Genomic DNA, 24,913 nt, shown 5'->3' on the forward strand with positions numbered 1-24,913 from the left:
GCTACCGGTCCGGCTTGGTGAAGGTCAGTGAGTGCTTGCGGGTCGCTTCGACGGCGCCCTTGGTGTAGGCCCACTGCAGGGTCTCGCCCTTGACCCACAGCTTGGTCTGATCGACGTAGTTGGACGAGAACGCGTGCCCGGACACGCCGGTCAGGTTCACCCAGCGGGACTGGTCGAAGTCCGAGAGGTCCACGACCATCCGCATCGACGGGGTGGCCGTCACGTCGTACCCCTCGGAGGCGTCCCACGCGGTCGCGTCGACGATCGACGTACCGCCGCCGAGCTGGTAGGGGCCGCGGTTGAAGATCTTCTCGACCAGTCCGATGCCGGACTTGCCCAGTGTCTGGTTGGTCAGCGTGAGCTTGTGCAGCTTGCCCCACTGCCAGTTGACCGGCTCGCGCGCCATCTTCTGGGTGATCTCGGTCCGCGCGTTGACCAGGGCCTCGCGCAGGATGTCGTCGCGGCTCTCCTTCTGCGGCGTGCCGATGTTGTCCCACCAGCCGCTGTTCGGCTGGCCGAGCAGGTTATGGATCACCTCGAACCAGCGCGAACCGCCGTCCGGCCAGGTGCCCTCCGGGAGCTGGTCGTGGAAGGTCAGGGCGAGCAGGTTGCGCCAGACCACGTTGAAGTACGCGGCTGCGGCGGAGTCCGGCGGCTGGGTGAAGTCCCAGTTCCGCAAGGTGTCCTGACCCTGCTTCTCGAACGCGTCGTCGATGCTGATCCGGAGCAGGTACGGCACCAGCATCTCGGCGGCCTTGTTCTTGGTGTCCAGCTGGATCGACGCCATCGCGTTCGCGTCCAGCTTGCCGGCGGCCTTGATCCGGTCGAGGATCTGCTGACTTCGGTAGCCGTAGTCCCAGGAGTTCGTCAGGTAGTAGGTGTACGTGTTCGGCACCACTGCCTGGTTGGCGGTGACGATGATCCCGTCCGGTGGATCGAACTCGGTCGGCAACGCATCGAAGGGTATGTAGCCCTTCCAGTAGTACTTCGGGTCCCAGCCGGGCACCGGCCAGTCACCCCGACCGGTGGCGCGGATCGGGATCAGACCGGGCGACTGATAGCCGATGTGGCCGTCGGTGTCGGCGTACACCAGGTTCTGCGAGGGGACCTGGAACTGTTGCGCCGCGGCCCGGAACTGGGTCCAGTTCTGCGCGGTGTTGATCGCGAACAGCGCGTCGGCGGTCTTGCCCGGGTTCAGCGCGGTCCACTGCAGCGCAACGCCGTACGCCGTCGGGTACTTCGCCTGCGCCGCGGCCTGCTCGCCGACCTTGCGCTCGTCCTCGCCGACGTCCGAAATGAGCGGACCGTGCCGGGTCTCGCGGACGGTGATCTTCACCGGCTCGTCCTGGCCGGCCACCTTGAACGTCTCCTCGCGCGTGCTCATCGCGCGCCACTTGTTGTTGTAGAGCACGTTGTTGCCGTCGATCCGCTCCAGATACAGGTCCTGGACGTCCGGATCGAGGTTGGTGAAGCCCCACGAGATCGCATTGTTGTGGCCGATCACCACTCCGGGCAGTCCGGAGAAGCTGAAGCCGGAGACGTCGAACGGGCAGTCCTTGCCGACGTTGTTGCAGTGCAGGCCGACCTGCGTCCAGATGCCCGGCATGGTCGCGCCCAGGTGCGGGTCGTTAGCCAGCAGCGGCTTGCCGGTGGTGGTGTGGTCACCGGAGACGACCCAGGAGTTCGATCCGACGCCGTCGCCCTGGCCGAGCAGCTCGGGCAGGCCCTTGGCGACACTCTGGACCGAGTCGAGGGACTTGAGCAGGTCCTGGGTCAGCATCCCGCGGCGGAGCTCGGGGCTGACCGGCGCGGTGGTGAACTTGCCGTCCTTGCCGACCGTGCCGCTGGACATGATCGGCTGGTTCCGGTCGTACGGGTACTGCGGGTAGAGGCTCTCGATGTTGCGCGCCGGGAACGCGGCCAGCAGCTTCGTCCGGGTGATCTCCTCGTCCAGATTGCCGCCGAGGTCCCACGCCATCGCCTTGAGCCAGGACAGCGAGTCCGCCGCGGTCCACGGCTCCGGGGTGTAGTTCTTCGGCCCGCCGGGCTGCAGCGACAGGACGCCGTACTCCAGGCTCAGACCGGAGCCGCTGTGGCCGGACAGGTACGCGTTGACGCCGCGGGCGTAGTCGTCGAGGTACTCCCGGGTGCTCGGGCTGAGCAGCGGCAGCTCCTGCTCGGCGACCCGCCGCCAGCCGAGGGTGCGGACGAACTTGTCGGTCTCGAGCGCGTCCTTGCCGAACAGCTCGCTGAGCCGCCCGGCGGTGACGTGCCGGCGGAAGTCCATCTCGAAGAACCGGTCCTGCGCCGCCACGTACCCCTGCGCGGCGAACAGGTCGGCCGGGGTGTCGGCGTAGATCTGCGGGATCGCGTTCGCGTCCCGGACCACGGTGACGTCGCCGTCGAGGCCGTTCAGGTCGATCGATCCGTCGTACGTCGGGAACGAGTGGCGGACGACGAAAATCACGGTCCCGGCGATCACCACGAGGACCGTGAGGAGGGCGATTCCGCCGATGACGGCGAGTCGAAGCAGGCGAGGCACGGACCAACCGTAGAGAATCCGCCCGTCCACCCCAAATGGGGTCCCTCACAACTTTGCGTTGCTCTGCGTTCCCTCGACATGAACACAGAGTTGAGGTATGAGGGCGTACCGGGTTCCGAGCTGAAGCGAATCCGGTGCAACGGGTACGACGATTTCGGAAACGCCGTCGTTTCGCGGACGTCGGAGGAGGGTGGCGAGCCGCTGCGCTGCTGCCTGACGCTCGCCGTCACCGGCGCCCAGATCACACTGGTCTCCCACCGGCCGATGACGGCCGGCGGTCCGTACGCCGAGGTCGGCCCGGTGTTCGTGCACCTAACGGACTGCGGCGGCCCGGCCGAGGACGGCTTCCCGATCGACTACCGGGACCGGCAGGCGGTACTGCGCCCGTACGACGCCGCGGGTCAGATGCTGGACGGTGTCGTCGCAGAGCCTGGGACGAGCGAAACGGAGCTCAAACGACTGTTCGAGGACCCGGCCGTGGACACCGTTCAGGTGCGGAACGTGGTGGCCGGGTGCTGGAACTTCACGGTGCGCCGACAGGGCTGAGTTGGAATACTTCGGGCCGCTGGCGCATTATTAGCAGTCGGGTAGTAGGAGTGCCAGCGGCTTGAAGGGAACCGACCGTGCCGACGTACCAGTACCAGTGCACCGACTGTGGTGAAGCGCTCGAGGTGCGCCAGAGCTTCACGGACGATGCTCTGACCGTGTGCCCGAACTGCCAGGGCAACCTCCGCAAGGTCTTCAACGCCGTGGGCGTGGTGTTCAAGGGTTCCGGCTTCTACCGGACCGACAGCCGGTCGTCCGGCAAGAGCGCGGTCCCGGCCAAGTCCGAGTCGTCCTCGTCGAGCTCCAGCAGCTCGTCTTCCGAGTCCTCGAAGTCGTCGTCGACCTCGAAGGACTCGTCGTCGGGCAGCTCGTCGTCGGGCGGCTCGTCGTCCTCGAGCACCAGCGCCGCCTGATCTTTTCCTGTGGATAACCGGAAGGGACGCCGGAGAAGTTCGTATCTTCTCCGGCATGACAATCCCTTCCCTGCTTCGTGATCTGCGCCGTGCCGCCCGGTGGCACCGTCGGCTCCTGGCCGGCGTCGCCGCCGCGGCCGCTGTGTACTTCGGTCTCCTGGCCCTCTCCCCTTCGCCACCGCCGACGGTCGCGGTGCTGGCCGCCGCACGCGACCTCACCGGCGGAGCCGTGCCCACGCGCGACGACCTGCGGACCGTCGACCTACCGCCGGGCGCGGTGCCTGCCGGCGCCCTCAGACCCGGCGCCGACCTGACCGCGCATATCCTGAGCGGACCGGTCAGAGCCGGCGAGCCACTCACCGACGCCAGATTCCTGGGGCCACCAGCTGTGCCGTCCGGGTCGCTCGCCTACCCGTTCCGCGTCGACGACGCCGACATCAGCGCCCTGCTACGGGTCGGCGACCACCTCAACCTGTACGCCGCAACGAGCACGAGCGCCGACGCCGCGAGCCTGCTGGCGCGCAGCGTTCGCGTGCTCGCCCTGCCGGCGGCGCGTTCGGCCGCGGACGGCGCGCTGATCGTGGTCGCGACCACACCGGAGATCGCCACCCGACTGGCCCAGGCCAGTGCGAACTCGCGGATCACCGTGGCGCTGACACCCGACACGAGCTGATCACCACTCCGGTCGGGTCCGATCACGCCTGATCACTCAGCGGACACGTTGTGGCACGATGCGTCGCCGCGCGGCGCGGTACCTCGCTCTCGGGAGCCTGCGGCCCTACGTTTCTCGGGTACAAACCACCCGCTTCGTGGAGGCACCACATGCTCAAGGGCTTCAAGGAATTCGTCATGCGCGGGAACGTCGTCGACCTCGCGGTCGCCGTCGTCATCGGCGCCGCGTTCACCAAGATCATCGGCGCGGTCGTGGACGGTCTCATCAACCCGCTGATCGCCGCGATCTTCGGCAAGCCGGACATCAGCGGCGTCTGGAAGTTCGAGATCAACCAGTCGGTCTTCTCGATCGGACTGATCCTCCAGGCGGCGCTGAACTTCCTGTTCGTCGCAGCAGCGGTCTACTTCTTCATCGTGATGCCGCTGAACAAGCTGGCCGAGCGTCGCGCGCGCGGTCAGGAGCCGGAGCCGGACCCGCTGACCACCGACCAGGAGCTGCTCACCGAGATCCGCGACCTGCTCCGCACCCGGCAGCAGTAACACCCGCCGTCAAGCAGGTGGACGCATCAAAACCTCAGCCCCTGAGCTCGCCGGCGTCCATCTGCTCACCGGCATAGCGCATCCAGCGGTACGGGACCGGCTGGCCGTCGTTCCACTCCTCCATCAAGGCGGCGGGAACGTCGACGAAGCCGCTGCCGTGGTAGGCGCGGATCGCCGCCGCGTTCTCCGGGCGGACCCGCAGGAAGACCTCCGAGTAGCCGGCGTTCAGCGCCGGCCCCAGCAACGCCCGCACGAGTTCGGCGCCGACCCCGCGTCCCCGGACGTTCGGGTCCACGATGATCCGGGCGAGTTCGACCTCGTCCTCCTCGTCGTCCAGCCAGATCTCGCCGTAACCCACCGGCCGCTCGCCGTCGAACAACAGATAGGAGTGGATGTCCTCCTCGACCGTCCGCCAGTTCGTCCGCAGCTCCTCCGGGAACGGATACTCCACCCGACCGGACAGCAACGCCACTTCCTTCGCATTCACGGCCCAGCTCGCGACCTGGCCGCCGTAACCGTCGGAAAACCCCCGAAGTTCCACACTCTCCCCCTCAGTTGACGAACTCCACGATCGTTCGCACCAGCTGATCCAGGTAAGGCGTGTTCGGTGTCCGGAAGGCGGGCGTCGGCGGTTCGGGACACCCGGCCAGCTCACGACTCCCCCGGATCGACCGCAGCAGCGCGTCGACCGTCTTCCGCTGATGCGACGGATTCTCCGGTACCGACGGCAGCACCGCCACCCGAATACGTGTCAGCTCCGTCAGTTGCTGGTCCGTCACCCCACGCAGAATCCCGCCGGCGAGCAGGCTGTCCGCAACGTCCGCCGGGCAGCCGCGGTTCACCATTCCGGCCCGGGCACGTTCGTTCCCGGTGGCGTCGTCGCCGGTCGCGGGCCAGGCCAGCAGGAGGCGATCGACCAGCTCAGGAAACTTCAGCGCCAGCAGGACCGCGACGGTACACCCATTGGAGGCACCAACGATCCCGAGCGGACCGGCACGTTTCGCCAGCTGTTCACCGAGGGCGGCGACCTCGAGGTCCCACCCGCCTGCGTACTGCGGCCGATCCGGCGCGAGCACCTCTACGCCGTACGACGCGAGTCCGGCGGTGATGCCCGGCGTACCCCAGAAGGCCTCGGCGTCCATGGCTTCCCAGAGGCCGCCGTGGACGAGGAACGCGGTCGCGGTCATCCGTGGTGGGGCGGGACCTCGTTCAGAATGCGATCGTCGTCGTCGCTGCCGAAGTCGTTGTCACCCCAGGTCCGCGGGTCGTCGTCGCGGGTCTGCTCCGGCAACAGCGGCTCGTCGTCTTCGTACGGGCTCGTCATAACTCCAGATTACCGAGTCGCCGGGACCGACCGAGAATGGCTTCTCCCGGACCGTCACTGGCGACCAGCGCGTGGACGTTACAGGTCTGCCTCGGTTGCCGCACGATCCGGCGGCGTGACCGGAACGACGCGCCGCCGTGATGTTCTGGCACGCGCGACGTGACGCCCTTCCAGCATCATGGGTGACCTTGCCAACCCGGAAGGACCGAGTCGTGAGTGCATTACGGACACGGGGCCTGATCGGTGCGACGCTCGTCGTGGCTGTTCTCGGAGTTGCCGCCGCCTGCGGTAACGAGAACGCCACCTCTCCGCCCGCCGCCCAGCCCACGGATACGCCGACCACCCCCGGCACCCCCACGCCGTCACCCAGCGGCACACCGAGCACCGACTGCCCGGACACGATCACAGCCGTCCGCACCGCCGCCGACAAGGTGGTCTGGGGCCAGGGCGCGGCCACCTCCGCGTTCCACCCCGTCCGCGTGACGATCTGCCAGTACGACGCGGCCGCGACCGGGCAGGACTACGCGACCGTCACGACCAAGCGCAACGGCAAGCAGGCGACCGACCTGTTCGCCCTGGTCAACGCGGCGAAACCCGTCGCCAAGGAGCCGAGCGTCTGCACCAAGGAACTCGGCCCGACCTACGTGCTGCGGTTCACCGACAACGACCGCGGCGTGCTGTCGTTCACCGCCGAAGCCTTCGGCTGCCGCCGCCTGGTGGCGACCTCTCTGGAGGGCCAGGGCAAGCCCGGCACCCTGCCGGCGCCGCGCCAGGTGACCGGCGAGCTGACCAAGGCGCTCGGCCTCCGCTGACCCCCCGCGCCGGACGCGCACCCCGAAGCCGTCCGAAGCGGGGTCAACCCGCGCCTGCCTTGCGGGTCCCTCCAGAGGTCGACCCGCGAGGCAGGTTGCGGCGGCCGGCGCGTTGCCGCACGCTGATGCATGCGAACGATCCGGCTGCTCTGCGCACTGGTTCTCGCCTGCAGCGCCTGCTCAGCGCCAGCGGACAACAAGCCCTGTGCGGCAGGCTTTACCTGTACGACGCTGCACGTTCCGCTCGACCGCCAACGAGCCGACGGTCCGTCACTCGACCTCGCGGTCATCGCCGCCGACAACGTCGACGCACCACGCGGTGTTCTCCTGCTCCTCACCGGCGGCCCCGGACAGCCCGGCGTACCACTCCTCCCCAGTCTCCAGCGCAACGTGCATCCTGACGTGCTGCGCGACTACCGCCTCGTCATGTTCGACCAGCGCGGCACAGGATCGAACGGCATCAATTGCGCTTCTCTACAAGAGACTGTCGGCGGCTCGGACTTCCTGACACCACCCACGACGGCCGTCGACGAGTGCGCTCAGCGAATCGGCACAGGCCTCGGGTACTACGGCACGCCGGACACCGTCGACGACATCGAGCAGCTGCGCCAGTCCCTGAAGGTCGACCGGCTGACACTCGACGGAACGTCGTACGGCAGCTTCACGGCGGCGCAGTACGGCCTGAAGTACCCGGACCAGGTGCAGACGCTCGTGCTGGATTCGGTCGTACCGCACAAGGGCTTCGACCCGATGGGTATGGATCTGATGGCCGCGACAGGCCCTGTGCTCAAGGCAGCGTGTCGTCAGGACCCAGCGTGTACGACGGACCCGGTGGCAGACCTGGCCTGGCTGGTGCAGCACGGCGTCAGCGGGACCGACCTGATGGAGACGCTGTCGGTCGCGAGCCTCAACTCGGTGAACCCAACGCTCAAAGGGATTCCAGCCATCCTGCACGCCGCACGCACCGGCGACGACACCGGCCTGAAGGAACTCTTCCAGCAGATGACCAGCAAAGGACTCACGTACGGCACGCTGTCCGCGGGCCTGCACATGGCCACCCTCTGCTCGGACCTCCACTTCCCATGGTCGGGAAAGCCAGACCGCGCGACCGCCCTCGACGACGCCGTACGCCGATTGGACCCGAAGCAGCTGTACCCGTACGACATGGCGACCGCGCGCGGCCAGCTGATGATCCAGGGCTGCCTGCGTTGGCCGGCCGCCCGCGTGTCGACGTACCCGGCCGCCCAGCAGCTATTGCCACGCACGCTGATCCTGCACGGGAGCAACGACCTGTTCTGCCCACTGGACTGGTCCAGATGGGAGCAGGCGCACTCGCGGAACGCCGAGTTGGTCGTCATACCGGGAAGCGGTCACAGCGTGCAACGGGACGCCCGTGGCCAGGAAGCGGTCCGGGAGTTCCTGCTGCACTAGTGATCGAACTGTGCGCGAATGGTTGCAGCACGTGGGCGGCTCGATGCGTCTAATAGGTGTGAGGAGTTGTACGCCCAGCCAGGGAGTGGCGAGTGGAGTTCGAGGAGTACGTATCCGCCCGTGGACAGGAACTGGTGCGGCTCGGGTTCACCGTCTCCGGCGACTACCAGCGAGCGGAGGACCTTGCGCAGATCGCGTTGATGCAGGCGTTCCGCTCCTGGCGGAAGGTGCGGAACGCGGACGACCCGCACCACTACGTCCGGCGCATCCTGGTGAACGAGTTCCTGTCGATGACCCGGCGGCGTTCGTACAGCGAGGCGCCCACGGCCGAGATCGATCCTCAGGGCGCCGTGCCCGACCACGCCACGGGCATCGCGAACTCCGACGACCTCTGGCGAGCGCTTGCCACCCTGTCCGCCCGGGAGCGGGTCGTGCTGGTCCTGCGCTACTACCAGGACCTGGACGACCAGACGATCGCCGACGTGCTCGGCATCAAACCGTCCTCCGTGCGTGCGACCGCGAGCCGGGCGCTCGCCTCGCTGCGGGAAGCCCGAAAGACCAACCGTGTTGATGAGAGGTTGTCGTGAGCAACACCGATCTCGAGGATGACCTGCGAGGTACCTTCGAACGCGCCGCGGCCTCGGTGCCAGAGACCACCGGCCTGACCGAGCGCGCCACCACCGGCGCGCAGCGGGCCCAGCGGCGTACCTGGATCGTCTCCGGTGCGGCCGCCGTCGCGGTCGCGGCGATCGCGATCGTCGGCTTCGGACTGGCCGGCTCGAATGACAAGCCGACCCAGCCGCCGGTCGCCGGTGGACAGGCGCCGGCCTCGGCGACCCCCACGCCGCAGCCACCGACCGCACAGACCGTGTCCGGCACGTGGCGGCCACTGCAGATGGCCGGGTTCAAAGCCCTGAAGGCCTCCCGGCCAGATGATCCGGTGCTGGTGTTCCGCGCGGACGGGACGTGGACGGGCTCGGACGGCTGCAACGGACTCCAGGGGACGTTCAGCATCGGTCAGCGCGGCGAGTTCACCGCGACCTCCGGCCCGCAGCACATGATCGGCTGCAACAACGTGCCGCACACCGGCGTACTGGAGGCCGCGAAGCGGATCGCAGTGGACGGGAACACGCTGCGGTTCTTCGGCGCCGACGGGCGTCAACTTGCGAGTTACGCTCGCGCACGGTAGTCGCAATTGTTCGCGGACGGTGATCACCTCTTGACGGAACGGAGTCTCTGACCGGAACATCTAGTGGCCGGTCCACCGATCTTGGGAGCTTTGTGCGACTCTCTGTTACCGTCCCGCTGCTCACCCTCGGCTCAGCCTCACTCTTCGCAGTCGCCCTCACCGTGCCCTCTTCGGGCGCGGTGACGGGCGCCGCGGTGTGCTCCCACGCACAACCGAGTGCGAGCTCGACCGAGGCGAAGCGCCTGTCGCAGCCGACCTCCGCGTCCGACGCGCGGCCGCTCGGCGAGTCGCTCGGCGACGGCATCTCAGCGGCGGTGCGTTCACTCGAGCCGCTCGACGCGACCGGTCGTCCGACCTCCGGCCTGCCGTACGGGTTGAGCCAGGGCGTCATCGGCGTGGTCGGCTCGGCCACGACCGGGTACAAGGTCGTCGTCGACTCCGCACACCTGGACGCCAAGAAGTACCAGTCCGCGATGGCCCGCAACCTGCCCGCAGCGGGCAAGCAGATGGTCGGCGTGGAGCGCAGCTGCCGCTCGGCCCAGTCGATCGCCGACGCATGGAACGCGGTCAGCGCCCGCGACTGGTCGTCCGACGCAGGCCGTACGACGTTCGCGGCCGACCTCGACCCGGTCACCGAGAACGTCGTGGTCGAGTACGACCAAGCGACCACCTCCCCCGCGTCCCAGTCGGGTCTCCGCGGGCTGACCGGCGTACAGCTTGTCGCCGGCTCGCTTGCGCGAACGACCCGGCTGAGCGACACCCCGAAGGGCGGCCACTGGGGCGGTGCCCGGATCACCTCCGCGCTGAAGAACTGCACCGCCGGCTTCTCCGTCGTACGGCGCTCCAACGGTCAGCGCGGCACTGTCACCGCCGGCCACTGCGGCGCAGCGGGCACGGTGTGGAAGTCAGGCACCAACTACTACGGCACCACGACGCTGCGGACGAACTACCCGGACTACGACCAGTCGCTGGTCACCGGCAGCGCGTACGGCGCGAAGATCTGGACCGATGGCCCCGGCGACACCGCCGACACCCGCACCGTCACCGGCGGCGGCGACCCCGGCGTCGGCACGGTGGTCTGCCAGTCCGGCAGCTTCAGCACGTCCCTCTGCGGCCTCACAGTCCGTTCGACTTCGGCGAAGTACTGCGACACCGACGGCTGCACGACGTACGTCATCCGCGCCACCCGCGGCGGACTGGTCGCGATCATCGGCGGCGACTCCGGCGGCCCCGTCTACACCCGCCGCGGCACCAGCTCCGCCACCGTCCGCGGCATCGCCTTCGCCGGCGCCGGTTGTGCCGCCTCGCGCTGCACCACCCTGTACGCCGAGCGCTACAACTCCATCGCCGGCCACCTCGGCGTCACCGCCCTCACCGGCTGACCACGACCCCACCCTCTCCTCCGCTAAGCTGTCCCCGCGTGCGCCCCCGTAGCTCAGGGGATAGAGCGTCGGTTTCCTAAACCGTGCGTCGCAGGTTCGAATCCTGCCGGGGGCACAAATCACCATCTGACCTGGCATAGACAGCCATCGGTGTGTTGTGGGAGCTACTGGGCGTCGAGCGTGACGGTCTTGAGGGTGCCGGTGAACCGGAACGGCGGTTTGTAGGCCGACGAGATGGGTGTGCCCCAGTCCTCGCCCACGTCGAAGGTGTCGTCGGTCGAGAAGTACACCGGGACCGTCTTGTCGATCCGGCCGTCGCCGACGGCCTCGCCGTCGATGCGTAGCGTGCCGGTGCCGCCCTTGCCCGGGCCGCCGCCGTCGTAGGCGAAGTCGAAGCGGATGGTTGACGCGCCTTTGGGCAGCGGTTGGGACGAGGTGATCGTGTACCGCTCTCGCCCGAGCCAGTTGTACTGGAACGTCGGTATGCCCTCGAGCACGTAGAAGGCGAATCCACCGGTCTCGCCGCCCATGGTGACGAGCATGCCCTCGGCGTCGCCGTCGGGGTTGTCCACGTCGGCGATGACGGAGAAGGACCGGTTCTTGATGTCGATGACCCCGTCCTCGGGGAGCCGGATCGTGCCGGCGCTGTAGCTGGCTCGGTTGCCGGAGACGAGCCGCGGCCGTTTCGCGGTCAGTAGTTCGAAGGCGTTGTTGACCATGGGGTAGACGTTGTAGGTGCGCGCCTCGTGGTCGAAGAGCTCCTGGAGTTCGGCGAGTCGCTCCGGGTGCTGGGCTGCCAGGTTGGTGGCGTGGCCGAAGTCGTTGCGCAGGTCGTAGAGCTCCCACGCGTCCTCGTCGAACGGCACCACCTCCTTGGCGGCGGCCGTCACGCCGTCGAGTCCGTGCCGGGTGCCGGCCCACCAGCCGTCCTTGTAGATGGCGCGGCTGCCGGTCAGTTCGAAGTACTGCGTCGTATGCCGGTCCGGCGCGGTCGCATCGTCGAAGGTGTAGGCCATGCTCACGCCGTGCATCGGCATCTGGTCGATGCCGTTCACCCGTGTCGGCTCCGGCACTCCCACGAGTTCGAGGATGGTCGGCGACACATCGATGAGGTGATGGAACTGCCGTCGGAAGCTTCCTCGGTCGGTGATGCGCGCCGGCCAGGACATGACGACTGCCGTGCTACATCCGCCGCCCGACGTCACCATCTTGCCGTAGGTGTACGGCGTCGACGTGGCGTAGGCCCAGGCGGCGGGATAGCAGCCGTGCGAGGTCGGGCCGCCGAACTCGTCCAGGCGCTCCACAAGGTCGTCCAGCGACTCCGTCAGACCGTTGAAGTAGGTCAGCTTGTTCATCGCGCCGTGCAGGCCGCCCTCGGGCGTCGGGCCGTTATCGCCCGCGATGAAGATGATCAGGGTGTTGTCCAGTTCGCCCAGCTGCTCGACCGCTTCGACGATTCGGCCGACCTGGTAGTCGGTGTGCTCGACGGCGCCGCAGAAGACTTCCATCCAGCGCGCGCCGACCTTGCGGTCTTTGTCGGTGAGTTCGTCCCACGACGGCAAGGTCTCAGGCCACGGCGACAGTTCGGTGTCGGCCGAGACAATTCCCAGCTCCTTCTGCCGCGCGATGATGCGATCCCGCAGTACGTCGTAGCCGTCGTCGAACTCGCCTCGGTACTTGTCGATCCACTCCCGGGGCACACCGACCGGCGGCTTGTGCCCGTTCGGGGCGTAGTAGGCGATCCACGGCTTGTCCGGCTGGATCGACTGCTGTCGCTGGATCCAGCCGATCGTGTGGTCGGCCATGTCGGCCTCGAGGTGATAGCCCTCCTCCGGAGTCCTCGGCGGTTGGAGCGGCGTGCTGTTCTCCCACAGCGGCGGATGCCATTGGCTCACGCCGGGACCGAAGAAGCCGTAGAAGTACTCCGCACCCATGCCCATCGGCCACCGGTCGAACGGTCCGGCGGCGGTGATCTCGTGCATCGGGGTGAGGTGGGTCTTGCCGACCCACGCCGTGGCGTACCCGTTCAGACGCAAGATCTCCAGCACCGTCGCGGCGCTGCGCGGAACCGAGGCGTTGTATCCCGGGAACCCGGCCGACGCCTCGGGCACGCTACCCATGCCGACCGCATGCGCGTTGCGACCGGTGAGCAACGCGGCACGCGACGCCGCACAGACGGGAGTGGTGTGGAAGTTGGTGTAGCTCAGGCCGTGTTGCGCCAACCGATCGAACACCGGCGTGCGCGCAGGCCCCCCGAACGCGCTCATATGCCCGAAACCGATGTCGTCACCCATCACCAGCAACACGTTCGGCGCACCAGCCGGAGGCTTCACCGGCTCCGGAAACTCAGGCGACGAGTCCGCAAAATCCGTTCGGATCTCACCATGGAACGACGGATCGGGCGGCGGCAACACCGTCCGATCGATCGGAGTCGCGTCGGATACCTCAGCCATCGTCCCTGCCTTTCCCAGCTGTGTGCGAGATCAACCGGCGTCACCTACCCGCAGATGACTCGGAACCTACGGCGGTCGATCCACGCCTACCTCACCCCAGCGGCATGATTCGGTTCCTGGCCAATGCAACGTCGGCCCGCCTCCGTCCACGGACCCGCTCATCAGCTCCCGCTGGGAACGCCGGGCTGTTTCACCGGCGAGAAGTGCAGTGGCGGTACCAGCCGTAGGCGAGTAGGGCGCAGATGGCGCCGTTGAGTAGGCCGGCGCCGACGTCCGTGACGTGATGCATGCCGCGGTAGAGCCGCGAGAATGCCACGAGTAATGGCATCGCAAGGCAGAGGATCACTGTCGTCCACCGCAGCCATGCGCGTTCGATGCCCATGGCGAGCAGCGCGAATGCGAAGTACAGGCCGGTCGACGCGCCGACGTGCCCGCTGGGGTAACTCGCGGTCGGTGGTGACGCGTCGAGCTTGTCCACCTGCGGGCGGTCACGATCCACGACCCTGGCCGCGATCAGGAAGATCAGCCCCTGCATGGCGATCGCGACCGGCGGAACGAGCGCCAGCCGCAGGTCCCGGGTCCGCCACAGCAGCAGCGACGAGACGACGATGCACACCGCGATCACGCCCGCGGTGTTGCCGATCTGCGACCACACCGCGGTGATCGTGTTCCAGGTTCCGTTCCGGTCGGCGGCAAGATCCCTGTTGACCGCCTCCTCGGAACGGGAGATCCCGTCGAGTGGTCCCTTCAGGGCAAGCCCGATGCCGATGACGAGTCCACCGAGGGCTACGCCGGGTGCGACGGTCCTGGTGAGGAGATCGACGCCGTCCTGCCGATGAACCCGATCCATGAAGCGAACATAATGCCTGCGCCGAGAATGTGCCCGGCGAGAATGTCGGACGGGAAGTGCGCGCCGATGAAAAGCCGGTCCAGACCGACGAGCACTGGCACGACGATCGCCAGTACGACGGCGACGCGGCGCCAGGCGGCCGACAGCAGCGGCCAGAGCAGGAAGACCATGACACCGGCCGCCAAGGTGATGTTCAGGGTATGGCCAGAGGGGAACGAATAGCCCTCGGCATGCGGCACCGGGCCGTCGACGACGGGACGGGCGCGCTGGGCGACGGGTTTGGAGATGCCGCCGATTCCCCAGCCGACCATCATCGTGACGAACGCCCACAGCGCTCGCCCCCTGAGCTTCTTGGACCTCCACACCCAGACCACGACCACGGTCGCCACGAGGTACACGAAGATCGGCAGGCTGACGGTCTGGATCACGGTCAGCGCCGGCACCAACCCATGACGAATGCTGAAGCCGGTCGCGGCCCGGCTGGCCGCATCGTCGGCCCTGATCAGCGGATCGAACTGCTGTCGCACCGCCAGCCCGAGGAGCACCACAGGCAGCGCGAACACCAGCGTCGCCAAGACGCCACGGAACAACCGCCAACCGCGCGTCCGGACGACCGCCGTCGCACCTGCCCGCCGCATCGTCACAACCAACCTGTACCCATCGGGTCCGGGATCAAGGCGACGTTAACGCCTCCCGAAACCTGAGGTCGCCCCGGGATCGGCAACACTGGGGGCGGCTGGTGTCGAGTGAAAAGGATTTGGCGTGCACGTAGTAGTCGGTGCTGGGGCCGTGGGGAGCGTGGTGGCCCAGCTGCTCCTGGCGCGAGGTGAGCAGGTCCGAGTCGTGACGCGGTCCGGGAGTGGGCCGGACGGCGTCGAGCGGGTCGCTGCGAATGCCGGCGCGGGGCTGACGGAGTACGTCGAGGGTGCGACGGCGATCTACTCGTGCGCGGGACCGGCGTACAACAAGTGGACGACCGAGTGGCCTCCGCTCAACGCAGCCCTGATCGCGGCGGCTGAGGCGTCCGGTGCGGTGCTGGTGACCACTGGGAATCTCTACGGGTACGGCGCGGTGGACGGACCCATGACCGAAGACCTGCCGTTGCTGCCCAACACCGTGAAGGGGCAGGTACGGGCGAAGCTCTGGGCCGATGCACTCGCAGCACATGAGGCCGGGCGGATCCGCACCGCGGAGGTTCGCGGATCGGACTACCTCGGCGCCGGCGCGGTGTCGGCGTTCAGCGTGACTGTGTTGCCGAAGGTGATCGCCGGCAAGCGCGGGATGATTCCGGCCGACCTGGACGCGCCGCACAGCTGGACGTACGTCGGCGACGTCGCGCGGACCCTGATCGCGGTCGCCGCCGACGACGGCGCGTGGGGGCGCGCCTGGCACGTGCCGACCCCGGCGCCGATGTCGGTCCGGGAGCTCGCCGCCCGCGCCGCCGAGCTGGCCGGCGCACCTGCGGCCAAGGTGGCCGCGATGCCTCCCTTCGTATTGAAGCTGGCCGGGTTGGTCGATCCGGCCGCGCGCGAGATGGTGGAGATGCAGTACCAGTGGCAGCGTCCGTTCGTCCTCGACTCCACCGCCGCGACTGTTGCCTTCGGCATCAAACCGGCGGCGACCGATGACGCACTCCGGGAAATGATCGGGAAAGGCAAGCAATGAGCTCCAACAGACCAGGCCGGTGGATCCGCCGGCTCATCGTCACGCTGGTCGTGCTGGCGGTGCTGGCGGTCGCCGTGGACCGGATCGCGGCGGTGGTCGCGCAGAACCAGCTCGCGTCGATGGCCACCAAGGAGGCCGCGAAGTACGACGTACGCTCGGCGGACACCTCGGTCAAGATCGGCGGCTTCGGGTTCTTCCCGCAGCTGTTCAAGGAGGACTTCTCCAAGGTCACGCTGACGATGGGGAAGCCGACGCTCTCCAAGATCCCAGGTGAGAAGCTCACGGTCGACATGCACAGCGTGCATGTTCCGCGCTCGCTGCTTACGCAGCAGTCCGGCGCGGTGACCATCGACTCGACCGACCTGCAGCTGCAGTTCGCGCCGCGCGAGCTGAGCAGGCTCGCCGTCGCGGCCACCGGGCTCCAGGGGCTGAGTCTGGTCGTGGTCGACGGCAAGCTGCACGCGAGGCTGACGCTGGGCGGATCCAGCGCCGACGTACCGATCACCCCGAAGTTCAGCAACGGCCGGATGGCGCTGGCCGTCGACAAGCTGCCCGACGGCATCCCGGCCGTTCTCCGGAACGCGCTGCAGAACCGGCTGGCCGAAGGCATCGAGATCCCGGAGCTGCCGTTCGGCGCCCAGGTCACCGGGGTCAGCATCGCAGACAACTCCGTCGTCCTGACCGCGGCCGTGAAGGACCTGAAGTTCAACTCCTGACTCTCTTGGGTTGCGATGGTTCGCGATATATCGTCGAACTATCGCAATCACTTTCGTGAGGGACGGGTGGTCGAGATGACCGGATCGGCGTACGCCGCGGGCTGGCCGTGGCAGCAGTTCGCACGGCATTGTTCGAACTTCGACGACATCCTGGACGAGCTGCGCGCGGCGATGACCGGCCGGCGCACCCACCGGGGACACCAGCAACAGCATTTCGGGCCGCCATGGGCGATGTTCGGTGGCGGCCAGGCGTTCGGCCCGCCGTGGGGTCCGCCGCCGCGGTGGCGCGGGCCGAAGGCACGGCGCGGCGACGTGCGGGCGGCGATCCTCGCCGTTCTCGCGGAGCAGCCGATGAACGGCTACCAGATCATCCAGGAGATCGCCGAGCGCAGCAACGGCGTGTGGAAGCCCAGCCCGGGGTCGATCTACCCGACACTGCAGCAGCTCGAGGACGAAGGTCTGGTCACGGCTGACGCCGCGGTCGGGCGGCGGACGTTCCAGCTGACGGACGAGGGCCGGGCGTACGTCGCCGAGCACCAGGACGAGGTGTCCGCGCCGTGGGAGGCGATGAGCGCATCGGGCGCCGAGGACGAGAACGGGTTCAAGCCGCTGCTCGGGCAGGTCGCAACGGCGATGTGGCAGATCATGGCCAGCGGCACGCCGGAGCAGCAGGCGAAGGCTCGCGAGGCGGTCGGTGACCTACGCCGCAAGCTGTACGGCATCCTCGCCGAGGACGACGACTCCCCGGAGAGCAACGAGCAGGACCGGACATGATTCCCCCGGAGCAGGGCCGCCGGCCGAGAAGCGCCCGTCGCGGGCGCGAATGGCAGGGATGGGACGGACCTGGCTGGGGCGGTCAATGGCGTGGGCCCGGGTGGGTCGGCGACTGGCGGGAGACCGGCTCGGACGACCCGCGGGACGCCGGGTGGAACCGCGCGGCGGACGCGGGTCCCCGGCGGCGTATCGACGTACCTGTGAAGCGGGTGCGGATCGGGGACGCGGAGCGGGACCAGGCGGTGTCGTTGCTGAGTGAGCACTTCGTGGCGGGGCGGTTGACGCAGGCCGAGTTCGAGGAGCGCAGCGAGCAGGCGACGCGGTCGCGGTACAACGACGACCTCGAGCCACTGTTCGACGATCTGCCGACGTCGACGGAGGTCCAGGTCGCGCAGACAGGTTGGCCGGCCCGGTCACCCCGTCGGCCCGGCCCACCGCCGGCGATCCTGATGCTGATGCCTTTCCTGATGATGGGTCTCGTCATCAGCTCGATCGCCCTGGCCGCGCCGTGGTTGCTGTGGGGCGTGTTCTGGGTCGTCCTGATCAGCGGCATGTCCCGCCGCCGCTGGCACAACTACCGCCGCTGACGGGCGCGGGGGATCTCCTCCGCGAACTCCACGACGAACCCGTCCGGGTCGGCAACATGGACCGTCCGATGTCCCCACGGACGGTCCGCCGGCCCGCTCAGCACAGGTACGCCGGCCGCGACCAGCCGCTCGGCGTACGCATCCACGTCGTCGACCATCACCACCACTTCCCCACCCGCGCCCGGTGCCACGTCACGCCCGGTGAGCCACTCCGCGCGCCGCCGTTCGTACAACGCGAACCGCACCCCACCCGCGTCGAACTCCGCATACCCCGCGTCCGTGAACTTGTACGCCAGCCCCACCACATCCCGGTAGAACCCCACCGACCGCTCCAACTCCCCCACGTACAAGATCACGTACCCAATCTTCATACCGCCAATTGTCGACGCGGCCACCGAGGACCCGGGTGATTGGATGGGTGGCATGACGAACGTACTGCGCTACGCGGCCTTCACGTCTGATCCGAATGGTGGGAATCCGGCGGGGGTGGTGCTGGACGCAAGCGGGTTGGACAACGAGGCGATGCAGGCGATTGCGGCCGAGGTTGGGTACTCCGAGACTGCGTTCGTCACCGGCGACGCGGATCCGCTGCCGGTACGGTACTTCTCGCCCAAGGCGGAGGTGCCGTTCTGTGGGCATGCCACAGTGGCGACCGCCGTCGCGCTGGCGGAGCGCACCGGGCCGGGCGAGATCGTCTTCTCGACTCAGGCCGGCCTCGTCCCGGTGACGGTGGACGACGGCATGCGCGCGACCCTCACCAGCGTCGAGCCGTCCGTCGAGCCGACCGGGGATCTGGCGGATGTTCTCGACATCCTCAGGTGGGAAGCCAGCGACCTCGACCCGGCCCTGCCGGCGCGGATCGCGTACGCCGGGGCGCGGCATCTCGTCCTGAGTACGGCGACCCGGCAACGACTCGCCGACCTGGACTACGACTTCGATCGCCTGCTCGCCTACATGCTCGAGCGCGACCTGACCACCCTCCAGCTCGTCTGGCGCGAGTCCCCGACCATGTTCCACGTGCGGGATCCGTTCCCGGTCGGTGGTGTCGTGGAGGATCCGGCAACCGGTGCGGCGGCGGCCGCGTTCGGCGCTTACCTGCGGGAGCTCGGGCTCGGACAGCCCGCGATCACACTGCACCAGGGCGACGACCTCGGCCGTCCCAGTCTCATCACGGTCGAGCTGAGTCCCGACGACAACCGCGTGCGGGTCAGCGGGAACGCCGTACCGATCACGGCACCCGCGTGAGCCACTCCTCGGTGCCGAACTTCGCCGCAACACGTTCTTGAGCGAGCTCGACGGTCGCATCGTCGACAGCGCCGGCGGCCAGGCCGTAGCGGTTCCGGAAGGTGCCGACCATGCGTTCGATCACGTCCGCGCGGTCGAGGCCGGTCTGGCTGCGGAGCGGGTCGACGCGCTTGTTGGCGCTCGTCGTGCCCTTGTCGGACAGCTTCTCCCGGCCGATCCGCAGTACCTCGAGCATCTTGCCGGCGTCCATGTCGTAGGCCATCGTCACGTGGTGCAGCACCGCGCCGCCCGCGAACCGCTTCTGCGCGGCGCCCGCGATCTTGCCCGCCGGCGACGTGATGTCGTTGATCGGCTGGTACGTCGCCGCGATGCCGAGATCGTTGAGCGCACCAATGACCCAGTCGTCCAGGAACGCGTACGACTCGATGAACGACAGGCCGGAGACGAGCGACTCCGGAACGTACAGCGAGTACGTGATCGTGTTGCCCGGCTCGACGAACATCGCACCGCCGCCGCTGATCCGCCGTACCACTGTCACGTCGTGCCGCGCGGCGCCGTCCAGGTCGACCTCGTTACGCAAGGACTGGAAGCTGCCGATGATCACGGCGTTCGAGGCCCACTCCCAGACACGCAGCGTCGGCGGGCGTTCACCGGACCCGACCTGTTCGGTCAGTACTTCGTCGAGCGCCATCTGCAACGCCGGCTCCCGCGGTACGTCGTGCACGAACTGCCACTCGTGATCACGCCAACCAGTTGCCCCGGTCAACGCACGCCGTACGGCGACCGCGACCGCCTCCGGGGAGAACCCGAGCATCTCGACGCCATCGCCCAGCACGCCGCGCACCCGCGCCGCGATCTGGGCCGCCGGCAACGCGATCGGCAAACCGGCCAAGGCGCCGTTGATCCGCTCCAGTGCGTCATCCGGTTCGAGGAAGAAGTCGCCGGAGATCTGCGCGGTCTTCACGTGCTCGTCGACCACGTCGAGATCCGCGACCACGAGCTTCCCACCGGGCACCTTGTACTCACCATGCATACTCACCAACAACTTGCGCTGGTCAACGGTTGTTCCCGGGGCGCATACTCCGGGGCATGGGGGAAATGAGCATGAACATGGCGATCCATGCCGCCGTACGACGGGATCTCGATCGCTTCCTTGACGCACTGGGGCGGTTCCCGGACGGGGACCGGGAGCGGGCCGACCAGCTGGCGGCGGCCTGGGAGAACTTCGACGAGCAGCTCACCCGGCACCACGAGGGCGAGCACGAGATCGCGTGGCCGGCACTGGAGAAGGTCGGCGTGAGCCGGGATCTGCTGACGCAGCTGGATGCCGAGCACGACACCATGGCGACCGCTCTCGCAGCGACCCGGACGGCGATGGGCGCGTTGCACACCTTCGCCAGCGTGGCGGATGCGGACGTCGCACACACTGCGATGAAGGAGCTGCAACGGGTCACGGTCGTGCACCTCGAGCACGAGGAGGCGGAGATCGAGCCCGTCTACCTGGCGAAGAAGGACACACCCGAACTGAAGGCGATGGGCCGCGAGTTCGCCAAGGTCGGCCCGGTCCAAGGCGGCACCTTCTTCGCCTGGGCCCTCGACGGCGCCACCCCGGACGAAACCGACGCCATCGCCCACACCGTCCCCAAACCAGTCCTCACCGTCATAACCGGCCTCTTCGGCCGCACCTACCGCAAATCAGTAGCCCCCGCCTGGCGCAGCTGACAGCTGCGACGGCAGCAGGTTGTGCGATCAGGCAGCCGGCTTGAGCTCCACTGCGACCTGCCAGACACGGGCGCGGACGGTGTCGATGTCGGCGGAGGCGTCGACCTGGTGGTGGATGCCTCGGTTCGCGTAGAAGTTGATCAACGGAGCGGTCTGCTCGTGGTAGATCTCGAAGCGGCGGCGGATGACCTCTTCGGTGTCGTCGGAGCGGTGCTCGATCTCGGCCCGGCGGAGCAGGCGGTGGACCAAGGAGTCGACCGCGACCTGCAGCACGAGCGCTGCGTCGAGCGAACGCCCTTGCGCATCGAGGATGTCGTCCAGCACGCCGGCCTGGTCGAGCGTGCGCGGGTATCCGTCCAGGACGAAGCCCGGCCCGGCGTCGGCCGCCGCGAGCCGGTCGCGGACCATCGCGTTGGTGACCTCGTCCGGCACGTATTCGCCCGCGTCGAGGTAGCGCTTGGCTGTCCGCCCGAGATCGGTGCCGTCCGCAATGTTGCGGCGGAACAGGTCGCCGGTGGAGATGACAGGCACACCGAGATGGTCGGCCAGGTGACCCGCGTGCGTTCCCTTGCCCGCCCCCGGCGGCCCCATCAGCAAGACAGTGGTCACGGCACCCTCCTGACCCTCGGTAAGTCCAAAAGAATATGGGAGCTTCCGCGACGGCGGTACGGCGTACGTCACTCGAATTGACCGGGATACGTCACACCGCGCGCGTTACTGTCCGGAATCGCTACTTCTCGAGCAAATCCCACGTCGACAGGCAGAACGGATCGGCACCGTGGGCCGCCGCGTCCGGGCAGTTGATCGTCGGCGAGCTCAGCCGGATCCCGGTGCCGTCCATCTCAGAACTCCATCTCCGGGCGGAGCTCGATGATGTCGCCGGGCCCGGCGAACTTCGCCGCCAGCTCCTCGGCCCGCTCCGGCGTCGCGCAGTCCAGCACGAAGAACCCGGCCAGCTGCTCCTTCGACTCGGCGTACGGACCGTCGGTGCTGACCGGCCGCTTCCCCTCCCAGCGGAACGTGCGCGTCGTCGACGGCGCGTCCAGCGCGAGCCCGCTGACCAGCTCACCCGACGCGGACAGCTCGGCCAGCATCGCGTCGAACTCCTTGCCCATCGCCTCCCGCTCGGCGGCCGGGATCGACCGGCCCACCTCGGTGAAGTCGATCGTCGGGTGCCCCCACGGCTGCGGGTTGGAGTGGATCAGAACCACGTACTTCATGATGACCTCCAGTCTGAGCCGGTACGCCGTACTGCGCCCGGCACCGATGACGTCGGAGGCGCGGACGCGCCCTCGACATTTCTCCTGGATGTATTCCAGCTCACATCCGGTCACACTCACCCCGCCGGGATCCGTCAGCCGGATAGACGCGAGAGGAGAACACATCATGAGCACGATTCTGGTGACAGGTGGGACCGGAACGATCGGCCGCCACGCCGTACCGCTGTTGCAGGCGGCCGGATGCAAGGTCCGGGTCCTCAGCCGGCACCCCCACGACCGCGGCGACGGTGTCGAGTACCTGGCCGTCGACCTACTGAAGGGCGACGGGCTGGACCGTGCGGTGGACGGCGTGGACGTCATCCTGCACCTGGCCGGTGGACCGAAGGGCGACGACATCGGGACCCGCAACCTGGTCGAGGCGGCCGAGCGGGCCGGTGTCGGCCACCTGGTGCACATCTCGGTGACCGCGGTCGACCAACTGCCGCTGACGTACTTCAAGTCGAAGCTCGGCGCCGAGCAGGCCGTCCTTCAGTCGTCCGTGCCGTCGTCGGTACTGCGGGTCGCCCAGCTGCACGACTTCGCCTGGAAGACCGTGCGAGCGATGGCGAAACTGCCGGTGCTGCCGACGCCGGGCGGTGTCCGGTTCCAGCCTGTCGACGGGCGGGACGTGGCCCAGCGACTCGTCGAGCTGGCGCTCGGTGAGCCACAAGGCCTCGTCCCTGACCTGGTCGGCCCGAAGGTTTACAGCCTGTCAGAGCTCGCTCACGACTACTTGCGGGCCACGGGCAAGCACCGGCTGTCGCTCCCGATCCGCGTGCCCGGCAAGGCCGGCAAGGTGTACCGGGCGGGCGCCAACCTGACCCTGACCGGCGCCGACGTCGGCACTCACACCTGGGAAGACTTCGTCGCCGCACAGGTGTAAGGCTCCAGAAGCTCCTCCAGGTCCGGCGTACGACGCCGTGCGATCCCGGCCAGGAAGTCCGCCACCTGCACCCGCGGATCGTGCTTGGAGTCGACCTGCGTGAACGACCGCAGCGGCGCCGGGTCGAACCGCTCGGCCAGGAACGCTCCCAGCCTGGCCACCCGGCCGCGGGTCAGCGCACTCTGCTCGTCGTGGACCACGGCGACCGATCGATGACCGGCGCTCCAGTGCAGGACCGTCTCGGCGAGCGCCGGCACCAACGGCTCGAGTGGTGGCGGGATCTCCGGATCCTCGTCGATCAGCCGCTGCATCACCTCCTCGACCCGGGCGCGGGTCACCGCACGCAACGCGGGTACGTCGGCCGGCATCGTCGCGAAGAACCGGTCCACGGCCTCGTGATCCATCAGGCGGACCCGCTTCGTCCGGGCCAGATCCACGAAGGCGGACAGGAACCCGGTCCGAGGCCGCAACGCCGCCACCGCCTCGGAATGATCCGTCCCGAGGCTGGTCCCCGCGGCGTACGACGGCTCCTCGGCGAACAACTCCAGCACCCGCGCGGCGACGTACGAGGTCTTGTCGATGACGTGGACGTGCGCGTGGCCGCGCAAGGTGGTGAGCAGCCACTCGAGCGCGGGCCGCTGCTCGGGTCGCAGCAGTTGGTTGGACTTGTACTCGGTTCGCTGGCGCAGACGTGTTCGCAGTACGGCGATGATGTCGGCGGCGGCTGGGATGTCGAGATCGACGCCGGCGTGGGTGATGACGGGCGAGGTGGGGTCGAGCAGGTTGGTTCCGGAGAACCCCGACTCGTCACACGCGACCTCGACCCAGGACGACTGGGTACTCATGGAAAGACTGGCTCCAAGGCTGGCGGACTGCACGCTTCGGGGCCCGTCCGCGGGACGGGCGTGATCAGGTCGCGCGCCAGGGTTCATCGGGCGCGGTGCGATCAGTGAGCGGCAGCAGCCTTGGCAGACATGCGACCCATCATTGCCCGGCCGGCCGCCGGGCACCAGTGATTTCCTACGGCTTGCGGCCGAGCGCGACCAGCAAGAGCTGTCCGGCGCCGGTCGAGCTGAGGGTCTGCTCGTCGTCCGGCCACCACGCGGTCAGGTCGACCAGCCCAGGCTTGACCAGCTCGAGCTCGCTGACCAGCTCCTCGGTCTCGGCCCGGGTCCGGAATCTGATCTGCGGGAACGCATCCTGCAGCTTCTCCTCGATGGCGGTCGAGAAGTCCGCGAGCCGGCCGCCGTCGCGTGGGTTGAGCGCATGAGTGAGCGCCAGGTAGGAACCGGACGGTACGGCGGCCACGTAGTCCGCGATGACCCGGACGGCCTGCGGGCTCGGGACGTTGTGCAGGACCAGGCCGAGCAGGATCCCGACCGGCCGGGTCAGGTCGAGTCCCGGGGTCACGTCCGGATGGTTGAGTACGGCGGCGGGGTCGGTCAGGTCGACGCCGGCGAAGAAGCTGCGCTTGTCGTCGGCGAGCAGGGCCTGTCCGTGGGAGATCGCGGTCAGGTCGTGGTCGACGTACACGACCTTCGCGGCCGCGTTGGCCTGCTGGGCGATCTCGTGCGTGTTCAGCGCGGTCGGGAGACCGGCGCCGAGATCGAGGAACTGGTCGATCCCGCCCTCGGTGGTCATCAGGCGGATCGCCTCGGCGAGCCAGCGCCGGTTCTGCTTGGTGAGCTCCGGTATCTCGGGCGCGAGCTTCAGCAGTTCCCGGACGAATCGCCGGTCGACCTCGAAGTTGTTCTTGCCGCCGAGGAGCAGGTCGTACACCCGCGCCTGCGACGCCCGGTCGAGGTCGATCAGGTCCAGCTGGCCGTAGTCCGGCATCGCCTGCCCCACCTCGTTCCGTGATCCGAAAACCCCGATTGCCGGAAGGCTATCCAGCAAACCGGTCGAGCG

General features: G+C 68.3%; 29 protein-coding genes and 1 tRNA gene. 17 read left to right on the top strand and 13 right to left on the bottom strand.

Annotated elements, in window-relative coordinates:
- Window position 1: 1 nt before the first annotated feature.
- Window positions 2-2,542: a penicillin acylase family protein gene (locus OHA18_RS07120; protein ID WP_329002970.1), complete on the bottom strand. Its 2,541-nt coding sequence runs from the start codon at window positions 2,540-2,542 to the stop codon at window positions 2-4.
- 78 nt (window positions 2,543-2,620) lie between these two features.
- On the opposite strand from OHA18_RS07120, the gene OHA18_RS07125 reads away from it, so the two are divergent.
- The 4 genes from OHA18_RS07125 (at window position 2,621) to mscL (ending at window position 4,713) form a co-directional block, all read left to right on the top strand.
- Window positions 2,621-3,088 carry a DUF1203 domain-containing protein gene (locus tag OHA18_RS07125; protein ID WP_329002972.1) on the top strand — a complete coding sequence of 156 codons (468 nt, stop codon included), beginning with the start codon at window positions 2,621-2,623 and terminating at the stop codon, window positions 3,086-3,088.
- 77 nt (window positions 3,089-3,165) lie between these two features.
- Window positions 3,166-3,501 (top strand): FmdB family zinc ribbon protein, encoded by a 336-nt coding sequence (locus OHA18_RS07130; protein ID WP_329002973.1) that lies wholly within the window; start codon window positions 3,166-3,168, stop codon window positions 3,499-3,501.
- Between the two features lie 55 nt (window positions 3,502-3,556).
- Window positions 3,557-4,174, top strand: coding sequence for a Flp pilus assembly protein CpaB (gene cpaB / locus OHA18_RS07135; RefSeq protein WP_329002975.1), 618 nt, complete (start codon window positions 3,557-3,559; stop codon window positions 4,172-4,174).
- A 149-nt stretch (window positions 4,175-4,323) separates the two neighbouring features.
- Window positions 4,324-4,713, top strand: a complete 390-nt coding sequence (gene mscL / locus OHA18_RS07140; protein WP_329002977.1) for a large conductance mechanosensitive channel protein MscL — start codon at window positions 4,324-4,326, stop codon at window positions 4,711-4,713.
- Window positions 4,714-4,747: 34 nt separating this feature from the next.
- Here mscL and OHA18_RS07145 read toward each other — a convergent pair whose 3' ends face one another.
- From OHA18_RS07145 to OHA18_RS07155, 3 genes are read right to left on the bottom strand one after another with little or no spacing between them, the layout of a single operon-like run.
- Window positions 4,748-5,254, bottom strand: a complete 507-nt coding sequence (locus OHA18_RS07145; RefSeq protein ID WP_329002979.1) for a GNAT family N-acetyltransferase — start codon at window positions 5,252-5,254, stop codon at window positions 4,748-4,750.
- 10 nt (window positions 5,255-5,264) lie between these two features.
- The gene (locus tag OHA18_RS07150) at window positions 5,265-5,900 is read right to left on the bottom strand and encodes a hypothetical protein (RefSeq protein WP_329002980.1); all 636 of its coding nucleotides are present in this window, start codon (window positions 5,898-5,900) and stop codon (window positions 5,265-5,267) included.
- Window positions 5,897-6,037, bottom strand: coding sequence for a hypothetical protein (locus OHA18_RS07155; protein ID WP_166679625.1), 141 nt, complete (start codon window positions 6,035-6,037; stop codon window positions 5,897-5,899). The genes OHA18_RS07150 and OHA18_RS07155 overlap by 4 nt, the downstream gene beginning before the upstream one ends.
- A gap of 212 nt (window positions 6,038-6,249) precedes the next feature.
- On the opposite strand from OHA18_RS07155, the gene OHA18_RS07160 reads away from it, so the two are divergent.
- The 6 genes from OHA18_RS07160 to OHA18_RS07185 all read left to right on the top strand — a co-directional run bounded on the left by OHA18_RS07160 (window position 6,250) and on the right by OHA18_RS07185 (window position 10,966).
- The gene (locus tag OHA18_RS07160) at window positions 6,250-6,849 is read left to right on the top strand and encodes a hypothetical protein (protein ID WP_329002981.1); all 600 of its coding nucleotides are present in this window, start codon (window positions 6,250-6,252) and stop codon (window positions 6,847-6,849) included.
- Window positions 6,850-6,978: 129 nt separating this feature from the next.
- Window positions 6,979-8,280 carry an alpha/beta hydrolase gene (locus OHA18_RS07165; protein WP_329002983.1) on the top strand — a complete coding sequence of 434 codons (1,302 nt, stop codon included), beginning with the start codon at window positions 6,979-6,981 and terminating at the stop codon, window positions 8,278-8,280.
- A gap of 92 nt (window positions 8,281-8,372) precedes the next feature.
- Window positions 8,373-8,867 (top strand): SigE family RNA polymerase sigma factor, encoded by a 495-nt coding sequence (locus OHA18_RS07170; protein ID WP_329002984.1) that lies wholly within the window; start codon window positions 8,373-8,375, stop codon window positions 8,865-8,867.
- A complete protein-coding gene (locus tag OHA18_RS07175; RefSeq protein WP_329002985.1) occupies window positions 8,864-9,469 on the top strand; it encodes an META domain-containing protein in 606 nt (201 codons plus the stop codon). Before OHA18_RS07170 ends, OHA18_RS07175 begins: the two co-directional genes overlap by 4 nt.
- Before the next feature lie 92 nt (window positions 9,470-9,561).
- Window positions 9,562-10,851, top strand: coding sequence for a hypothetical protein (locus OHA18_RS07180; RefSeq protein ID WP_329002986.1), 1,290 nt, complete (start codon window positions 9,562-9,564; stop codon window positions 10,849-10,851).
- A gap of 42 nt (window positions 10,852-10,893) precedes the next feature.
- Window positions 10,894-10,966, top strand: a tRNA-Arg gene (locus OHA18_RS07185).
- A gap of 49 nt (window positions 10,967-11,015) precedes the next feature.
- Here the strand turns inward: OHA18_RS07185 and OHA18_RS07190 are convergent.
- The 3 genes from OHA18_RS07190 to OHA18_RS07200 form a co-directional block, all read right to left on the bottom strand.
- The gene (locus OHA18_RS07190) at window positions 11,016-13,304 is read right to left on the bottom strand and encodes an arylsulfatase (protein WP_329002987.1); all 2,289 of its coding nucleotides are present in this window, start codon (window positions 13,302-13,304) and stop codon (window positions 11,016-11,018) included.
- A 190-nt stretch (window positions 13,305-13,494) separates the two neighbouring features.
- Entirely contained in the window at window positions 13,495-14,154 is a 660-nt protein-coding gene (locus tag OHA18_RS07195; RefSeq protein ID WP_329002988.1) for a phosphatase PAP2 family protein, read from the bottom strand.
- Entirely contained in the window at window positions 14,091-14,729 is a 639-nt protein-coding gene (locus OHA18_RS07200) for a phosphatase PAP2 family protein (RefSeq protein WP_329002989.1), read from the bottom strand. Before OHA18_RS07200 ends, OHA18_RS07195 begins: the two co-directional genes overlap by 64 nt.
- A 187-nt stretch (window positions 14,730-14,916) precedes the next feature.
- On the opposite strand from OHA18_RS07200, the gene OHA18_RS07205 reads away from it, so the two are divergent.
- From OHA18_RS07205 to OHA18_RS07220, 4 genes are all read left to right on the top strand, one after another.
- The gene (locus OHA18_RS07205; protein ID WP_329002990.1) at window positions 14,917-15,819 is read left to right on the top strand and encodes an NAD-dependent epimerase/dehydratase family protein; all 903 of its coding nucleotides are present in this window, start codon (window positions 14,917-14,919) and stop codon (window positions 15,817-15,819) included.
- Entirely contained in the window at window positions 15,816-16,535 is a 720-nt protein-coding gene (locus tag OHA18_RS07210) for an LmeA family phospholipid-binding protein (protein WP_329002991.1), read from the top strand. The genes OHA18_RS07205 and OHA18_RS07210 overlap by 4 nt, the downstream gene beginning before the upstream one ends.
- A 75-nt stretch (window positions 16,536-16,610) precedes the next feature.
- On the top strand, window positions 16,611-17,309 hold the full coding sequence (locus OHA18_RS07215; RefSeq protein WP_329002992.1) for a PadR family transcriptional regulator: 699 nt from the start codon (window positions 16,611-16,613) through the stop codon (window positions 17,307-17,309).
- Complete coding sequence (locus OHA18_RS07220; RefSeq protein WP_329002993.1) at window positions 17,306-17,896, top strand: DUF1707 SHOCT-like domain-containing protein; 591 nt, start codon at window positions 17,306-17,308, stop codon at window positions 17,894-17,896. The genes OHA18_RS07215 and OHA18_RS07220 overlap by 4 nt, the downstream gene beginning before the upstream one ends.
- Here the strand turns inward: OHA18_RS07220 and OHA18_RS07225 are convergent.
- On the bottom strand, window positions 17,884-18,267 hold the full coding sequence (locus tag OHA18_RS07225; RefSeq protein ID WP_329002994.1) for a VOC family protein: 384 nt from the start codon (window positions 18,265-18,267) through the stop codon (window positions 17,884-17,886). The genes OHA18_RS07220 and OHA18_RS07225 overlap by 13 nt on opposite strands.
- A 52-nt stretch (window positions 18,268-18,319) precedes the next feature.
- Here OHA18_RS07225 and OHA18_RS07230 point away from each other — a divergent pair, with 52 nt between their 5' ends.
- On the top strand, window positions 18,320-19,141 hold the full coding sequence (locus OHA18_RS07230) for a PhzF family phenazine biosynthesis protein (RefSeq protein WP_329002995.1): 822 nt from the start codon (window positions 18,320-18,322) through the stop codon (window positions 19,139-19,141).
- On the opposite strand, the gene OHA18_RS07235 is transcribed toward OHA18_RS07230, so the two are convergent.
- Window positions 19,125-20,174, bottom strand: coding sequence for a lipoate--protein ligase family protein (locus tag OHA18_RS07235; protein ID WP_329002996.1), 1,050 nt, complete (start codon window positions 20,172-20,174; stop codon window positions 19,125-19,127). The two genes, OHA18_RS07230 and OHA18_RS07235, sit on opposite strands and share 17 nt — an antisense overlap.
- A gap of 56 nt (window positions 20,175-20,230) precedes the next feature.
- Here OHA18_RS07235 and OHA18_RS07240 point away from each other — a divergent pair, with 56 nt between their 5' ends.
- Window positions 20,231-20,863 carry a hemerythrin domain-containing protein gene (locus OHA18_RS07240; protein ID WP_329002997.1) on the top strand — a complete coding sequence of 211 codons (633 nt, stop codon included), beginning with the start codon at window positions 20,231-20,233 and terminating at the stop codon, window positions 20,861-20,863.
- Between the two features lie 27 nt (window positions 20,864-20,890).
- Here OHA18_RS07240 and OHA18_RS07245 read toward each other — a convergent pair whose 3' ends face one another.
- Together OHA18_RS07245 and OHA18_RS07250 are read right to left on the bottom strand one after the other, a co-directional pair.
- Entirely contained in the window at window positions 20,891-21,472 is a 582-nt protein-coding gene (locus tag OHA18_RS07245) for an adenylate kinase (protein ID WP_329002998.1), read from the bottom strand.
- A gap of 233 nt (window positions 21,473-21,705) precedes the next feature.
- A complete protein-coding gene (locus OHA18_RS07250) occupies window positions 21,706-22,203 on the bottom strand; it encodes a YciI family protein (protein ID WP_329002999.1) in 498 nt (165 codons plus the stop codon).
- A gap of 46 nt (window positions 22,204-22,249) precedes the next feature.
- On the opposite strand from OHA18_RS07250, the gene OHA18_RS07255 reads away from it, so the two are divergent.
- Window positions 22,250-23,005 (top strand): SDR family oxidoreductase, encoded by a 756-nt coding sequence (locus OHA18_RS07255; protein ID WP_329003000.1) that lies wholly within the window; start codon window positions 22,250-22,252, stop codon window positions 23,003-23,005.
- Here the strand turns inward: OHA18_RS07255 and OHA18_RS07260 are convergent.
- Both OHA18_RS07260 and OHA18_RS07265 read right to left on the bottom strand, forming a co-directional pair.
- Complete coding sequence (locus OHA18_RS07260; RefSeq protein ID WP_329003001.1) at window positions 22,969-23,850, bottom strand: DUF3800 domain-containing protein; 882 nt, start codon at window positions 23,848-23,850, stop codon at window positions 22,969-22,971. The two genes, OHA18_RS07255 and OHA18_RS07260, sit on opposite strands and share 37 nt — an antisense overlap.
- A 175-nt stretch (window positions 23,851-24,025) precedes the next feature.
- Window positions 24,026-24,841: an SAM-dependent methyltransferase gene (locus tag OHA18_RS07265; protein WP_329003002.1), complete on the bottom strand. Its 816-nt coding sequence runs from the start codon at window positions 24,839-24,841 to the stop codon at window positions 24,026-24,028.
- Window positions 24,842-24,913: the final 72 nt, after the last annotated feature.

Source organism: Kribbella sp. NBC_00709 (assembly GCF_036226565.1).
Lineage (GTDB): Bacteria > Actinomycetota > Actinomycetes > Propionibacteriales > Kribbellaceae > Kribbella.

Coding starts and splice junctions, on each gene's coding strand:
- OHA18_RS07265 (WP_329003002.1), bottom strand. CDS start 24,841: ATGCCGGACTACGGCCAGCTGGACCTGATCGACCTCGACCGGGCGTCG.
- OHA18_RS07165 (WP_329002983.1), top strand. CDS start 6,979: ATGCGAACGATCCGGCTGCTCTGCGCACTGGTTCTCGCCTGCAGCGCC.
- OHA18_RS07155 (WP_166679625.1), bottom strand. CDS start 6,037: ATGACGAGCCCGTACGAAGACGACGAGCCGCTGTTGCCGGAGCAGACC.
- OHA18_RS07235 (WP_329002996.1), bottom strand. CDS start 20,174: ATGCATGGTGAGTACAAGGTGCCCGGTGGGAAGCTCGTGGTCGCGGAT.
- OHA18_RS07125 (WP_329002972.1), top strand. CDS start 2,621: ATGAACACAGAGTTGAGGTATGAGGGCGTACCGGGTTCCGAGCTGAAG.
- OHA18_RS07190 (WP_329002987.1), bottom strand. CDS start 13,304: ATGGCTGAGGTATCCGACGCGACTCCGATCGATCGGACGGTGTTGCCG.
- OHA18_RS07150 (WP_329002980.1), bottom strand. CDS start 5,900: ATGACCGCGACCGCGTTCCTCGTCCACGGCGGCCTCTGGGAAGCCATG.
- OHA18_RS07195 (WP_329002988.1), bottom strand. CDS start 14,154: ATGGATCGGGTTCATCGGCAGGACGGCGTCGATCTCCTCACCAGGACC.
- mscL (WP_329002977.1), top strand. CDS start 4,324: ATGCTCAAGGGCTTCAAGGAATTCGTCATGCGCGGGAACGTCGTCGAC.
- OHA18_RS07225 (WP_329002994.1), bottom strand. CDS start 18,267: ATGAAGATTGGGTACGTGATCTTGTACGTGGGGGAGTTGGAGCGGTCG.
- OHA18_RS07210 (WP_329002991.1), top strand. CDS start 15,816: ATGAGCTCCAACAGACCAGGCCGGTGGATCCGCCGGCTCATCGTCACG.
- cpaB (WP_329002975.1), top strand. CDS start 3,557: ATGACAATCCCTTCCCTGCTTCGTGATCTGCGCCGTGCCGCCCGGTGG.
- OHA18_RS07255 (WP_329003000.1), top strand. CDS start 22,250: ATGAGCACGATTCTGGTGACAGGTGGGACCGGAACGATCGGCCGCCAC.
- OHA18_RS07240 (WP_329002997.1), top strand. CDS start 20,231: ATGGGGGAAATGAGCATGAACATGGCGATCCATGCCGCCGTACGACGG.
- OHA18_RS07220 (WP_329002993.1), top strand. CDS start 17,306: ATGATTCCCCCGGAGCAGGGCCGCCGGCCGAGAAGCGCCCGTCGCGGG.
- OHA18_RS07260 (WP_329003001.1), bottom strand. CDS start 23,850: ATGAGTACCCAGTCGTCCTGGGTCGAGGTCGCGTGTGACGAGTCGGGG.
- OHA18_RS07215 (WP_329002992.1), top strand. CDS start 16,611: ATGACCGGATCGGCGTACGCCGCGGGCTGGCCGTGGCAGCAGTTCGCA.
- OHA18_RS07230 (WP_329002995.1), top strand. CDS start 18,320: ATGACGAACGTACTGCGCTACGCGGCCTTCACGTCTGATCCGAATGGT.